The following is a 13592-nucleotide window of genomic DNA, read 5'->3' on the forward strand; positions in this document are numbered from 1 at the left end:
GAAATCCATTTCGGCTCAAAGTCATTACAACTTATTTAACCTGGATGTTCAATCTTCTGATAATAGTTAGGAAGGAGTGAGATTCTATTATCAATTTGATACTTGAATATCGCAAAGAATACGCTAAAAAGCAATAAGCGTATACACGTATTTTCTTACAAAAGCACGTAAAATATGGGAATGTCCGAAACAACCATAGATACTGACGTTTCGGAATATTGCCGCAAAATATTCAAAAGAAAGACTACTGAATAACCATCAAAAGTTGATTTGTTAACGGCATTTTCAGAAGAATTAATAATGAATAACTACTCTTCTACCTGGTAAAAAGCAGTTCCCGGTATTTGGTCAATGGCCATATCGCATCGTCCACCAATAATTCAAGTTTGTCGCAATGATATCGAATTGAATCGAAGAAGGGCTTCACTCTGTTACAATAGGCATTGGCCCTTTTTTCGGTGTCCTCCAACTTATTGGCCTTTTTGCGCTCTTCCACCATATCATTGATCCCTTTGTTGATCTCGGCAATATGCTCGCTGATCTCCTCGATAATTCGAATTTGTTCAAACGCGTAGGTCTGGAACGAACTTCCGTAGATCTCCTTTAACCCGCGTACGTTTTCTATCAGGATATTCTGATAGCGAATGGCCGTGGGTATCACATGATTCCTGGCCAGGTCACCCAATACCCTCCCCTCTATCTGTATATGCATGGCATATTCTTCCACCTGTATCTCGTAACGGGCTTCGATCTCTACCCGTGTCATGATATTGAGTTCTTCGAAAAGATTAATAGTCTTGTTAGATATATTGGCTTTCAGGGCTTCGGGTGTTGTCTTGTTATTGCTCAAACCGCGCTTGCTGGCTTCTTTCTCCCAGGCATCTCCATATCCATCTCCCTCAAAACGGATTTTCTTCGACTCTTTAATGTACTCCCTCAATACATTAAATATAGCATCGTCCTTTTTCATTTTCTTGTCCTGAACAAGAGCGTCCACACTTTTTTTAAATTCAATCAATTGCTTGGCAACAATAGAATTTAAAACCGTCATGGGCAAAGCACAGTTTGCCATGGAACCCACTGCCCTTAATTCGAACTTATTCCCGGTAAAGGCAAAAGGTGACGTACGGTTCCTGTCGGTATTATCCAGAAGTATTTCCGGGATCTTACCTACAACGTTCAGTTTAAGTTCGGTCTTTTCCTGGGGAGATAATTTTCCATCGGTTACTTTCTCCAGCTCGTCCAGGACCGCAGTTAGTTGTGATCCTATAAATACTGAAATGATAGCAGGAGGTGCCTCATTCGCTCCCAGACGGTGATCGTTACTGGCACTCGCAATGGATGCTCGGATCAATTCTTCGTAATCGTGAACGGCTTTAATAGTATTGACAAAAAATGTGAGAAACTGAAGATTCTTCATAGGTGTGCTACCCGGACTCAGCAAATTAACACCGGTATTCGTTGCAAGTGACCAGTTGTTGTGTTTTCCACTACCGTTGATTCCGGCAAACGGTTTCTCATGGAACAGTACCTTGAAGTTGTGCCTATCGGCTACCTTATCCATAAGGTCCATAAGCAGCGAATTGTGATCCACGGCCAGGTTGGCTTCCTCAAAGATGGGGGCGAGCTCGAACTGATTTGGCGCCACCTCGTTGTGACGGGTTTTCACCGGGATACCCAGTTTCATACATTCAAGTTCAAGGTCTCGCATATAATTAAGGACACGAGTTGGAATAGAACCGAAATAATGATCGTCCAACTGCTGCCCTTTAGCCGAAGCATGACCTATTAAGGTCCTGCCAGATTGAACCAGGTCCGGCCTTGCAGCTGCCAACGCCTTATCTACCAAAAAATACTCCTGTTCCCAGCCTAGTGTGGCATTTACCTTGGACACATTCTTGTCGAAGTATTTCGCCACAGAAGTCGCCGCCTGGTCCACCGCCTGCAATGCCCTTAGCAAGGGTGTCTTATTGTCAAGCGCCTCCCCGGTATAGGCAACAAATACGGTTGGGATGCATAGTGTAGTCTCAAACAGAAATGCGGGAGAAGTTGGATCCCATGCTGTATACCCTCTTGCTTCAAAGGTGTTTCGAATTCCTCCGTGTGGAAAACTGGAAGCGTCAGGCTCCTGTTGGGCCAACTGACTCCCCTCGAAATTCTCAATTGCAGATCCATCGCTTAAAGTCTCGAAGAAAGCGTCGTGTTTTTCGGCGGTGGCTCCGGTGAGTGGTTGAAACCAGTGGGTGTAATGCGTAGCTCCATGCTGAATGGCCCATTCTTTCATTCCGGCAGCGATCTGTCCCGCAATGGACCTGTCTATCTTACTTCCTTTTTCGATCGCATCGTTAACGGCTTCATAGGCCTCCCTGGCAACATATTGACGCATGGTAGAAAGGTCGAAAACGTTCGACATGAACAACTCGGATCGTCTCCCTTCTTCTTTAATACTTTTAGTGGGTCTGTCTATGGCCTGTAACAAGGCGTTGAATCTCAAATTTGACATCTGGAGTAATTTTGGATCAAAGATATGGATAATTAAAAAAGGAGCAATTTTAAACAACACCCCCTATTTTTTAGGGGTATTAACAAGAATATCAATATTGTTAATAATTTACCCCCCTGTTTTTTACCGCTTTGATATATAAACACTTATATTTGGCCCATCAAAATTCATTCATTCAATAGTAATATTATGAGCAAATCAAAATTAGAGTACATATGGCTGGATGGGTACAAGCCAACCCAGAATATGCGCAGCAAAACAAAAGTAGTTGACGATTTCAACGGAACATTAGAGGAGTGCCCGATCTGGTCTTTTGATGGTTCTTCTACCAAACAAGCGGAAGGAAGTGATTCTGATTGCCTTCTGAAACCCGTAGCTATTTACCCGGATCCGGCAAGAGAAGACGGCTGGCTGGTAATGACCGAAGTACTAAAGGCCGATGGAACTCCCCACGAGTCTAATGCAAGGGCTCAGATTGATGACAATGACGATGATTTCTGGTTCGGTTTCGAGCAGGAATACTTCATTATGGATAGACACACTCAACTACCTCTTGGTTTCCCAATTGGTGGATACCCGGGACCACAGGGTATGTATTATTGCTCAGTAGGAGGGAGAAATACTCGCGGACGTGATTTCGTAGAAGAACACGCTGACCTATGTATTGCAGCAGGATTGAATTTTGAAGGGATCAACCAGGAGGTAGCGAGTGGTCAATGGGAATTCCAACTCTTCGCGAAAGGAGCACGTAAAGCCGGTGATGAGATATGGGTAGCTCGTTACTTGCTTGACCGACTTACAGAAAAATACGATTATTATATAGAGTATCACCCAAAACCTGTAAAAGGTGATTGGAACGGTAGTGGTATGCACGCGAATTTCTCCAATACGACATTGAGAACATGTGGTTCCAAAGAGGTATATATGCAGATCTGCGAGGCATTCCGTCCGGTGACCAAAGAACACATAGCAGTTTACGGTGAATTTAACGATGAGCGTTTAACGGGGCTGCACGAAACTGCTTCTATAGATGATTTCAGTTATGGGATATCCGATCGTGGTGCTTCGATCCGAATTCCAATTATCACAGTTGAAAAAGGCTGGAAAGGATGGCTGGAAGACAGAAGGCCGGCTTCAAACGGGGATCCCTACAAGATCGCTGCGAGAATAATCAAGACCGTTAAAGGTGCCGAGATCACCGCTGGTGTTGGAGCATAGTTATTTTAGTTAAATACCTTTTGAAAGGGCGCCATTTCGGCGCTCTTTTTTTACACATTTATTTCGCGCCCAGAAATGCCAGGCCGATAAAAGTTGCATACCCAACAAATATAACCACTCCTTTATACCTGCCAAGCTCAAACGACCTGGGCAGGAAAGCGAGCGGAATGAGTATAAAGGCAAACGCCAGCATCCAGAAGATATCATTATTTAATAGACTAGGATCTTTTACGTTTATCGGTTGAATCAAAGCAGTAATCCCTAATACTGAAGCGATATTGAAGATATTTGAACCTATGAGGTTACCCAGGGAAATAGCTTTCTCTCGTTTGAGGGCGGCTATTACAGAAGCCGCTAGTTCCGGAACACTGGTTCCTATAGCGATCATGGTAACGGCGATCACCCGCTCACTTACACCCATCTGTTGCGCAAGGTCCACCGCTCCTTTTACAAGCAGTTCACTTCCACCCCAAAGTGCCACACCACCGATGAGAAGCCATATAAAAATCTTTACGTTGGAAACCTTCGAAAGCGCGTCGTTAACTTCTTCCGCTTCAACTTTGATATCGCCCCCTTTTCGTGCCCTTCGTATAAGCAGGAAGAGGTAAAGAAATAATAGAAAAACCAATACCCCACCTTCCAAACGATCGAGAACCATACCGGTGGAGAGTAAGAGATAAAGAACCAGCGACAAGAACATCATCACCGGCCAATTGAATTTGTAGAAATCCCTGTCGATCGCCAGGGGCGTAATTATCGCAGTAATTCCCAACACCAGACCTATATTAGCGATGTTGGAACCTATTACATTCCCAAGTGAAATATCGCTAAACCCATCCAGGGCTGCATTAACACTCACCAGTAATTCGGGAGCGGACGTCGCAAATGAAACTACCGTGAGGCCAATGACCATCTTAGAAAGCTTCAGTTTAAATGATAAAGCAACAGAAGATCGAACCAGGTACTCCCCACCTACAACCAACAACACAAGTCCGACAAGAATAAAAAGTATACTCATAGATAGCAATAAGTCTTGCGAAGATAGCAAGAATTGCGGTTATGGATGTATCCTTAATTCGACAAAAAAAGTTTCAGCAAAACAATAATTAACTAAACTTTAAGTTACATAACTATAAAATCAGTTGTATAACTATAAAAATAGTTTTAAGTTTGTTACATGGAACGATTAACAAATAAAGAAGAGGAAGTAATGCAGGCACTATGGAAGTTGGAAAAGGCTTTTGTAAAAGAGATCCTTGCCGAACTGCCCGGAAAGCAGCATTACAATACTATTTCCACCATAGTGAGAAATCTCGAGGACAAAGGATATGTGTCTTATAATGCCTTCGGAAAGACACATCAGTACTTTCCTATTGTTAGCAAAGAAGATTATACCAAGCGATTTATGAACCTGGCCATGAAGCGCTATTTCAACAACAATTATAAGAACCTGGTTTCCTTCTTCGCCAAGGAAGAAAAGATCAGCGCGGAAGAACTTCGGGAGATACTCGAAATAATCGAAAACAAGAAGTAATATGGAACCGGCCACTTACCTTTTAAAATCGGCAGCCATCCTTGCGATGTTCTACCTTATATATATACTCTTTCTTCGGAAGGAAACACATTTTAAAGCACACAGGATATTTCTGATAACCGGAATAGTAGCTTCCTTTCTTTTGCCCTTCCTATATTTTACTCAGACAATTTATATAGATGTACCCGCGGTAAGCAATCTTATTATACCAACGCCGACTGGCAACTCGGTAGAAGTTATCACCGAACCTATAATTGAGCCTGTTAACTGGTGGAATGTAGGCCTTTACGCCTACCTCACCGGCCTGGGTCTAATGCTCCTGCGTTTTGTGGTTCAGCTATTGTCTCTTTGGATGATCATTTATAGGAACCCGGTAAGAAAACTAGATGGATTCCGTTATGTGAGAGTTTCCAGGAAGATCGCTCCTTTTTCCTTCTTTAACTATATTGTTTACAACCCGGAGCTTCACACCGAGGATGAACTCCAAATGATCCTAAAGCACGAACAGGCCCACGCCTTTCAGTGGCATTCGGCAGATATATTACTTTCGAATTTGCTATTGATACTACAATGGGCAAACCCCTTTGCATGGTTGTACAAAAAGAGCGTAGAGGAAAACCTGGAGTTTTTGGCCGACAACGCCACTATTATAGCCGTACCCGACAAAAAAGATTATCAGCTGGCATTGGTTAAGGCTTCATCAGCCGAATATATTCCAGCCCTGACCACTAATTTTTATAAATCATTTATCAAAAAACGAATCATTATGTTAAACAAACGCACGTCAAAAAAATACCATGTGTTAAAAGTGGCAACCGTGTTGCCTCTGCTTGCCATTTTCCTTTGGAGTTTTAATGTGAAGCAAGACATTGCTTACAATGTTATTCCTTCGGAAGTTGAGCCGGAAACTCCTGTTACCGAAACTTCAGTGGCAGAGATCACAACTTCAGAAACACCCGAGGACCACCCAACCGAAGCTTTAGTAATGGTTACCACCGAGAGCGCTGCTTCAGGAGCAACCCTTGAGAAATCAAGAGAAAGTGAGCCAGTAGTAGCAAAAGTAAACAGTGCTGCCAGCCTGGCCATGGTCCTTCAGGATCTGGAACTAAAGATCACTAAGAACACCACCGACGCTCAGCTTAATGAGATCAAGACCAAGGTAAAAAAAGAACACGGTATTGACCTGTCATATAGTGTTGAACGAAATAGTAACGACGAGATCACCGGTATCCAACTCTCTTATTCGGGGAATGGTAATAACGGTAACTATTCCATACAGGACGATGAAGGCATCTCCGACTTTGTCTTCTATATAGACGAAGACGGCCGTTCTGGGTTTTATTCCGAAGAGGTAGAAGCGAGACGAGCAGAAAGAGCCTACGCAAGGGCCGCCCGACTTAGTGAACGGGCAAACGAACGTAGGCGTGAAATGCGAGAAGGAAGGAAGCAACAAGAGAGAACGAGGGAAGAGATCATCGTGGAGCGTGAGGCCATGCGGAAAGAAATAGACAAGCGACGCAAAGAAATGGACGAGCAGCGAAAAGAAATGAGAGACCAGATGCGCGAAAAAAGGAGAGCCATTCGAATTGAGAGTGACGGCGATGATGGAGGACTTTTTGATGATGATGAGGATGTGATCAAGGAATATGTCATTGCCGGATATGATGGAAACCAGGGAGAGAGTGATATTCTCGTCATCGATTCAAACAGCGGAAAGCTTGCGCTCTTCGGAGAGGGTTCCGAACATGCGATCATGATCGACAAGGACACTACCAATGATCACCTTTCAAAGATCAAGAAGAAGATGAAGGCCCAAGGTGTTGATTTTAAATACAGTAAGGTTAAGCGCAATTCGAATGGTGAGATCACGGGGATCAAGATCACCTTGGACAATAAAAAAGGAAGTAGAAAAACTGTTGTGACTAAAGCGGACGATGGCGAACCCATTGAAGAAATGCTTATTGAGCTTCAATAGTTCTTCCGGGTGTTGAAATGTTTTAGGGGCTGTTTTTACTGAATCCATGTCAATCTGAACTTGATTCAGATTCTAATTATAACGATATTAGAATCATTTAGTTTCTGAATTAAATTCAGAATGACAAACTGCGTTCTTTTAAGACGGCCTCGTTTTGTACTTTTACCCTATGAAAAAAAGCCTGTTCAGCACTCTGGCGAAAGTCAACAAGGCCATATTACCAAGCTTTTCAAAACGGCAATTGGATCTTACCAAAGCCAAGAAATGGCAATTGGCACTTTTCGGATACAGGTTATGGGTGACTAAGAATGCTCTTGACTAGTACGTTATCAGGGAACGGATATCGTATCGCCTAAGTTTATCACTCCCCTTTAGGAAAGAAAGCTCGATAAGGAAGTTACACTGAATGATCTCCCCTCCCAGTTTTTCAATGAGTTTGCAGGCCGCCTGGGCCGTTCCGCCGGTAGCCAGGACATCATCGTGGAGGATCACCTTATCCCCTGGCTTGATAGCATCCTCGTGTATCTCCAGGGCGTCCATACCGTACTCAAGCATATAAGGTTCCTTCAGGGTATCGAAGGGTAACTTGCCCGCTTTTCTCAGCGGAACAAAACCTGCTTTCAATTCCTGAGCGATCAGCGGTGCAAAAAAGAAGCCGCGAGATTCGATCCCCACCACTTTATCTATGGGTTGCATTTCGGTGAGTGCGATCAACCCCTCGGTACTAAAGGCCATAGCTTCCGGGTTATTTAGGAGTGGAGTGATGTCTTTAAAAGTAACACCGGGTTTGGGAAAGTCCGGAATATCCCGGATAAAGGCTTCGAGGTTGATCATAGTAAAAAATAAGAAAAAGTAAAAGTACGGTAAATTCGAATTGTATTCTTCGGAAAAGAAAAAATCCACCACAAAGTGATGGATTTTCTGCTTATTGTGACCTCGACAGGATTCAAACCTGTAACCTTCTGAGCCGTAATCAGATGCGCTATTCAGTTGCGCCACGAGGCCTTTTTCGGGGGGCAAATATAAGTATTTTTACCTCCTTTCAAATACAAAAATACAAAAAATGTAAGCTTTATAGACTTGCTTTTTTCAATTACATATTGCTAATAAGTTGGAATTAATCTTACTCCTAAAAATGAGTCTCTAATAATAAATTGGAGCTTTTTGCTTGCTTCAACTGACACTGTATAGTTTTACCACAGTTAGTTTGAGTCAATTTGAGACAATTATGCAAATTTATTTACTTCGGAATATAAAACTCAAAGGTACTACCCTCTCCCAGTTCAGAAGTAAGGCGAATTTCCCCACCCAGCGTCTCTATCACCTTCTTAACCGTGGCAAGGCCAATCCCGGATCCTTCCTTGCCGTACCGATCCATTTCGTGAAGCTTCGAAAAAAGCTCGAATATCTCCGATGCCGACTCCTCCGGGATACCGGGTCCGTTGTCTGCAATTGCAAAATGATAGGCTTCGTCAGTACCGCTAATTGAGATATTGATTATCTGTTGATTCTTGTCGTTGTATTTAATGGCATTTGAAATAAGGTTGACAAACACCTGGGTAAGGGCAGCCTTGTTTACATGCAGCTTCTCCACGGAAACCAACGTATTGATGGTGGCCTTTTTATCGCCCTTAAACATACCCTGGATCTCGTTAGTGAATTCCGTTGCATCTATCCAGTCCTTCTTCTTTTCAAGGTCCTTGTCGGTCTTATAGAATCTCAAAATTCCATCTATATAGCCTCTTAGCGAATCTGAAGATTCCTTAATATACTCAAGATATTGCCGACTGTCTTCGTTTAAGTCCGCTTCCATATCCTGTTCCAGCAATTCGGAAAGTGCCTTGATCTGGGCAAGTGGCGATTTTAGATCGTGGGATACAACTCCCGCAAATTTTTCAAGATTCCGATTGCGTTGTTCCAGTTGCAGACGCAATTTTTGCAGTTGTATATTCTTATAGTGTTCCTCCATCAGTCGAATGACCTGCTTCGACATAGCTTTCAATGCCACTCTCTGGGCTTCGGAAAGTTGTTTAGGTTTAGTATCATACACACACAAGGTCCCCAGTTTATAGCCTTCAGGATTAACCAAGGGAACTCCGGCGTAAAAAATGGCATTGTGATCGGTAACTAAAGGATTGTCATGAAACCTCTCATCCACCCTGGCATCCTCTATCACCGTAATTGCTTCTGGCGAATTGATAGCATGACCACAAAAAGAAATCTCTCTTGGGGATTCATTGAACGGAACACCGAGATGTGACTTAAGGAAATTTCGATCCTTATCTAATAGTGTTATCAATGAGATGGGAGTATCACATATATAAGCCATTAGACTTGTGATGTTGTCATAACTTTCCTCTGGAAGGGTATCCAGCAGTTCGTATTTCTCAACGGCCTTCTGTCGTTCTTTCTCGTTATCGGGGAATTTCGGGGCTATCATAAAGTGATTAAAACTAGAAGAATTTCGGGTAATATAAGTAAAATTGAATTAGTTTGAAGACACATATCTTTCAATAGAGATCATAAAGTTCAGCACGTCATAAATTCGGTACACATAATTTATTGATGTTAAATAATTAACGTCTTCACTCTTCTCTTAACCCTTTTTAAGTTAATTATTTCTATTCAGGGTTAAAGCCCGTTAAATGGCTTGACAAGAGGCTTTTCAAATGTTATGTTGACCTCGCTAGAGTGAAAGTCTCACTCGATAAAAGCAGATTATTTTTTTAAGAACCATAAAAACTTTTCAATGAACTATTTGAATATGAATGAAAAAAAATTAACACCGGTAGTGGTAGAATTGAATACGCTATTGGCAGAATACAATGTATACTATCAGAAATTGAGGAATTTTCACTGGAATATCCAGGGAAAGGCATTTTTCGACCTTCATAATCAATTTGAAGAGATGTATTCGGATGCACGATTAAAGATCGATGAAATAGCAGAGCGTATTCTTACTCTAAATTTCCGTCCGCTTAGCAGGATGAAAGAATATCTCGATATTTCGAAAATTGAAGAATCACCCAATGCTTTGTCCGACAACGAAATGGTATCGATGATATTAAATGATCATAGAATGTTATTAAAACAGATGAAGATCGTGATAAACCACGCCTCCAATGCTGAGGATGAAGGAACCATAGATCTGTTAGGAGCGTACATCAGGGAACTGGAAAAAGCCAGCTGGATGCTAAGCGCCTGGATGAAAAAGGAATACAAGGAAGTAGAAATAAGAGTACTTCAGAACTAAGGAAAAAGTTCTTCTCCTAAAAATCAGAAAGCAAGCCATAAAGGCTTGCTTTCTTCGTTTACACGCTGATGGTTAGATAGGCTAATACATTTCCTGAAGTGCGCGTATGTCGTTGGAATTGAACTCACCGTCCTCACTGGAACTGAAACAGGCCAGCATAATAGAAGTAGGATCATACCCTGTAGGCGTACCATTGATATGTACAGCTCCTACTCCAGCTGAACCTTCGTTCACATTCTGCCCACAACTTTGTCTACTGAACCAATCCGTGTGACGGAATCCTACCGAATGCCCGATCTCGTGAGTGATCACGTGCTCGTTAACATTGGTAGAGTAAGGCGATAATCCGTAGATCTGTACCCACTTGTATGGTAATCCGTTTGCCGGGAAACCGGCACTTCCACCGGCACCTCCCTGGTTCGGATTGTGATACACTACCATGTCCTTGTTCTGGTAATTGGTTCCGAAGGAAAGATTAAAACTGATGGACACTCCACCTAGGCGATTGTAATTGTTTACCGCCCATTGCAATGCAGTCCGTTCCTTACTGGAAAGGCCAAACCCTCCGCCACCGGTATAACCGATGATCGAAATATTCCTGCCCTGACTCACAAGATTAAAGGTGCGATACTGACGATTACCCCCCGCTTCTTCAACGGCTTTGGCTAAGGTAAAAAGTTCGTTTTCCGTCATCACGATATCTTCTTCAAAAAAGAGCCTCACTTCGCTAGTTCCGTCGGGGAAGTAAAAGTCGTCGTAGCGAATGAAGTTAGTGTTCAGCTCAAGGATAATTGCCGCCTCGATGACCTTTTGCGGAATTTCCTGAGTTAAGTTCGAATTGGGATTTTCTTCTGGTAATGTTTCGGCGTCTTTGGAACAAGAGGCCAATAGTAGCCCTAGGCAGAAACTGCCTATGAGGCCTAATCTGGTAATTCTCATTGTTGATGGTTTAAATTAGTAAATATACTTGTTAGGTTAACCTATTTAAACTTACGAAAATTTAAACATAATGCAATACATTGTTAATATTTTTACATATAAATCAATGTTGATGGCTTATTGATGAGAATATTTTAACATTTTTGTTAAAGAACAGGTTCTTGCCATTAAACAATTTCAGCAGAAAGACCGGCGTTAAGTAAGATTGTGCAGCGCGGCTTAAGGTCGTCGTATTCCCCTGTTTTCACAGTGCATTTTCCCTTGTAGTGAACGATAAGTGAACACTGCTCGGCCTGTTCCGGTGTGTGATCGCAGGCGTAGATAAGGGTTTCGATCACGTGGTCGAAGGTGTTCACGTCATCGTTGAACAATACGATCTGATTTTCGGTAGCTTCTTTTTCAGCTAGAAGTACCTCTTCCTGAAGTTTTTCACGTGTACTCATAACAAGGCTAATTTACAAATTTTGCCGCAATCCAGTTGTTTCTCTCCTTATTTTCAACGAATTGTAAGTCATTCTTAACACAAGATTCAGAGATCATCATAAGATCTTCAGAATAAAAACCGCTTAGAAGTAAGATCCCGCCCTCATTCATACAACTCACATAGGTCGGAATATCATTCAGCAAAATATTCCTGTTGATATTGGCAATTACGAGATCGTATTTTTTTTCTGAAGAAAGCAGGCTGGCGTCACCTAATTGTACATTGATATGAGAACAGTTATTTCGCTCTGCATTCTCTTCGGAATTCTCTACGCACCATTCATCTATGTCGATAGCATCTATGTCTGTTGCCCCTCGCATTTCCGAAAGTATGGCGAGTACTGCCGTTCCACAGCCCATATCGAGGACAGTTTTATCCTTCAACTCGGACTCTAATAAAAACTCCAGCATCATGTGGGTAGTCTCGTGATGACCCGTTCCGAAGGACATCTTCGGTTCTATGATGATCTCATAGGGAACATTAAAAGCATCATGAAATGGGGCCCGAACCACACAGTTGTCTGCCACTTCGATTGGGTCGAAATTGCGTTCCCATTCTTCGTTCCAATTCACCTGCTCTATCACTTCCGAAGTAAATTCAGTAGTAAACAAATCAGAAGCCATTATCTGGACATCTCCGAACTTTTCTTCCTGAAATTCGTCCTGCTGAATATAGGCAGTCACTCCCTCCTCGGTTTCAACAAAACTCTCAAATCCTATTTCCCCAAGTTGGGCGATCAGGATATCCGTTCCCGGATCCCGGGGATTTACTTTGAAAGCGTATGCAAGGTATATTTGAGACACAAATGGTTGATTTTAAATTTCAAATCACAAACTACAAATCACAAATAAGTTCCAAATAACAAATCTTCAATTTTGAAATTTAGAGATTGAGATTTATTTGTTATTTGATCATTGTAATTTGTTATTTACGCAAATGCGTTCACTATCCCCATAAAGCTCTCCGCGTCCAGGGAAGCACCGCCTATAAGTCCGCCATCTACATCTTCCTTCCCGAAGATCTCCGCGGCATTCCCCGGCTTCACGCTTCCACCGTACAATATGCTCACAGATTGCGCCATGGCATCCGAATACTTTTCAGACAGGGTCTTACGTATGAAAGCATGCATTTCCTGGGCCTGATCGGGTGTAGCTGTTTCCCCAGTACCTATCGCCCAAACCGGCTCGTAGGCAAGGATGATACTTCCCCAATCACTTTCCGAAAGGTGAAATAAGCCTTTCTTTAACTGGTCTTTTACTACATCAAATTCTCGTCCATGGGTCCTGTCTACCAGCTCCTCCCCGAAACAAAATATCACTGTCATTTTATTCTCCAATGCTGTACTTACCTTCTCGGCAAGCAAAGCGTCGGTTTCCTTAAAATAGGCCCGACGCTCGCTATGACCCAGGATCACATGATCCACGCCTATGCTTTTGAGCATACCCGCAGAAATTTCCCCGGTGTAAGCGCCATTGGATGCTTGGTGCATATTCTGTGCAGCCACCGTGATCGGCTGGTCTGCCAACATCTTCACTGCTGATTGCAGGTTTGTATAGGTTGGTGCGATCATCACTGAAGTAGTTTCAGGTATGGTCTGGGCTTTTAAGTCATTAATTAGCGCCTCCGTTTCTGAGAGGTCGCAGTTCATTTTCCAATTTCCGGCAACGATTTGTCTTCTCATGGTAT

General features: G+C 42.6%; 13 protein-coding genes and 1 tRNA gene. 5 read left to right on the forward strand and 9 right to left on the reverse strand.

The window, feature by feature from the left end:
• Positions 1 to 316: 316 nt before the first annotated feature.
• Positions 317 to 2503: a glutamine synthetase III gene (locus tag J1N09_RS05445; protein ID WP_265198738.1), complete on the reverse strand. Its 2187-nt coding sequence runs from the start codon at positions 2501 to 2503 to the stop codon at positions 317 to 319.
• 189 nt (positions 2504 to 2692) lie between these two features.
• Here J1N09_RS05445 and J1N09_RS05450 point away from each other — a divergent pair, with 189 nt between their 5' ends.
• Positions 2693 to 3721, forward strand: a complete 1029-nt coding sequence (locus J1N09_RS05450) for a glutamine synthetase beta-grasp domain-containing protein (RefSeq protein ID WP_265198740.1) — start codon at positions 2693 to 2695, stop codon at positions 3719 to 3721.
• A gap of 58 nt (positions 3722 to 3779) precedes the next feature.
• On the opposite strand, the gene J1N09_RS05455 is transcribed toward J1N09_RS05450, so the two are convergent.
• A complete protein-coding gene (locus J1N09_RS05455; RefSeq protein ID WP_265198741.1) occupies positions 3780 to 4739 on the reverse strand; it encodes a calcium/sodium antiporter in 960 nt (319 codons plus the stop codon).
• A 159-nt stretch (positions 4740 to 4898) separates the two neighbouring features.
• Here J1N09_RS05455 and J1N09_RS05460 point away from each other — a divergent pair, with 159 nt between their 5' ends.
• The 3 genes from J1N09_RS05460 to J1N09_RS05470 all read left to right on the forward strand — a co-directional run bounded on the left by J1N09_RS05460 (position 4899) and on the right by J1N09_RS05470 (position 7552).
• Positions 4899 to 5255, forward strand: coding sequence for a BlaI/MecI/CopY family transcriptional regulator (locus tag J1N09_RS05460; protein ID WP_265198742.1), 357 nt, complete (start codon positions 4899 to 4901; stop codon positions 5253 to 5255).
• A 1-nt stretch (position 5256) separates the two neighbouring features.
• Entirely contained in the window at positions 5257 to 7230 is a 1974-nt protein-coding gene (locus J1N09_RS05465; RefSeq protein ID WP_265198744.1) for a M56 family metallopeptidase, read from the forward strand.
• 169 nt (positions 7231 to 7399) lie between these two features.
• Complete coding sequence (locus J1N09_RS05470) at positions 7400 to 7552, forward strand: SsrA-binding protein (protein WP_265198746.1); 153 nt, start codon at positions 7400 to 7402, stop codon at positions 7550 to 7552.
• Here J1N09_RS05470 and J1N09_RS05475 read toward each other — a convergent pair.
• The 3 genes from J1N09_RS05475 to J1N09_RS05485 form a co-directional block, all read right to left on the reverse strand.
• A complete protein-coding gene (locus J1N09_RS05475; protein ID WP_265198748.1) occupies positions 7549 to 8064 on the reverse strand; it encodes an adenine phosphoribosyltransferase in 516 nt (171 codons plus the stop codon). The genes J1N09_RS05470 and J1N09_RS05475 overlap by 4 nt on opposite strands.
• Positions 8065 to 8161: 97 nt before the next feature.
• A tRNA-Arg gene (locus tag J1N09_RS05480) sits at positions 8162 to 8235 on the reverse strand.
• Positions 8236 to 8470: 235 nt separating this feature from the next.
• Positions 8471 to 9670 (reverse strand): sensor histidine kinase, encoded by a 1200-nt coding sequence (locus J1N09_RS05485; protein ID WP_265198750.1) that lies wholly within the window; start codon positions 9668 to 9670, stop codon positions 8471 to 8473.
• A 309-nt stretch (positions 9671 to 9979) separates the two neighbouring features.
• Between J1N09_RS05485 and J1N09_RS05490 the strand changes: the two genes are divergently transcribed.
• Positions 9980 to 10483: a Dps family protein gene (locus J1N09_RS05490; RefSeq protein ID WP_265198751.1), complete on the forward strand. Its 504-nt coding sequence runs from the start codon at positions 9980 to 9982 to the stop codon at positions 10481 to 10483.
• Positions 10484 to 10564: 81 nt separating this feature from the next.
• Here the strand turns inward: J1N09_RS05490 and J1N09_RS05495 are convergent, their stop codons facing one another.
• From J1N09_RS05495 to tpiA, 4 genes are all read right to left on the reverse strand, one after another.
• The gene (locus tag J1N09_RS05495; RefSeq protein ID WP_265198752.1) at positions 10565 to 11422 is read right to left on the reverse strand and encodes a zinc-dependent metalloprotease; all 858 of its coding nucleotides are present in this window, start codon (positions 11420 to 11422) and stop codon (positions 10565 to 10567) included.
• A gap of 167 nt (positions 11423 to 11589) precedes the next feature.
• The gene (locus J1N09_RS05500; RefSeq protein WP_265198753.1) at positions 11590 to 11865 is read right to left on the reverse strand and encodes an ATP-dependent Clp protease adaptor ClpS; all 276 of its coding nucleotides are present in this window, start codon (positions 11863 to 11865) and stop codon (positions 11590 to 11592) included.
• 7 nt (positions 11866 to 11872) lie between these two features.
• Complete coding sequence (prmA, locus tag J1N09_RS05505) at positions 11873 to 12709, reverse strand: 50S ribosomal protein L11 methyltransferase (RefSeq protein ID WP_265198754.1); 837 nt, start codon at positions 12707 to 12709, stop codon at positions 11873 to 11875.
• Between the two features lie 125 nt (positions 12710 to 12834).
• Positions 12835 to 13587, reverse strand: coding sequence for a triose-phosphate isomerase (gene tpiA / locus J1N09_RS05510; RefSeq protein WP_265198756.1), 753 nt, complete (start codon positions 13585 to 13587; stop codon positions 12835 to 12837).
• Positions 13588 to 13592: the final 5 nt, after the last annotated feature.

Origin of the sequence: Aureitalea sp. L0-47, from assembly GCF_026126405.1 — a bacterium.
Taxonomy (GTDB): Bacteria; Bacteroidota; Bacteroidia; order Flavobacteriales; family Flavobacteriaceae; genus Pukyongia.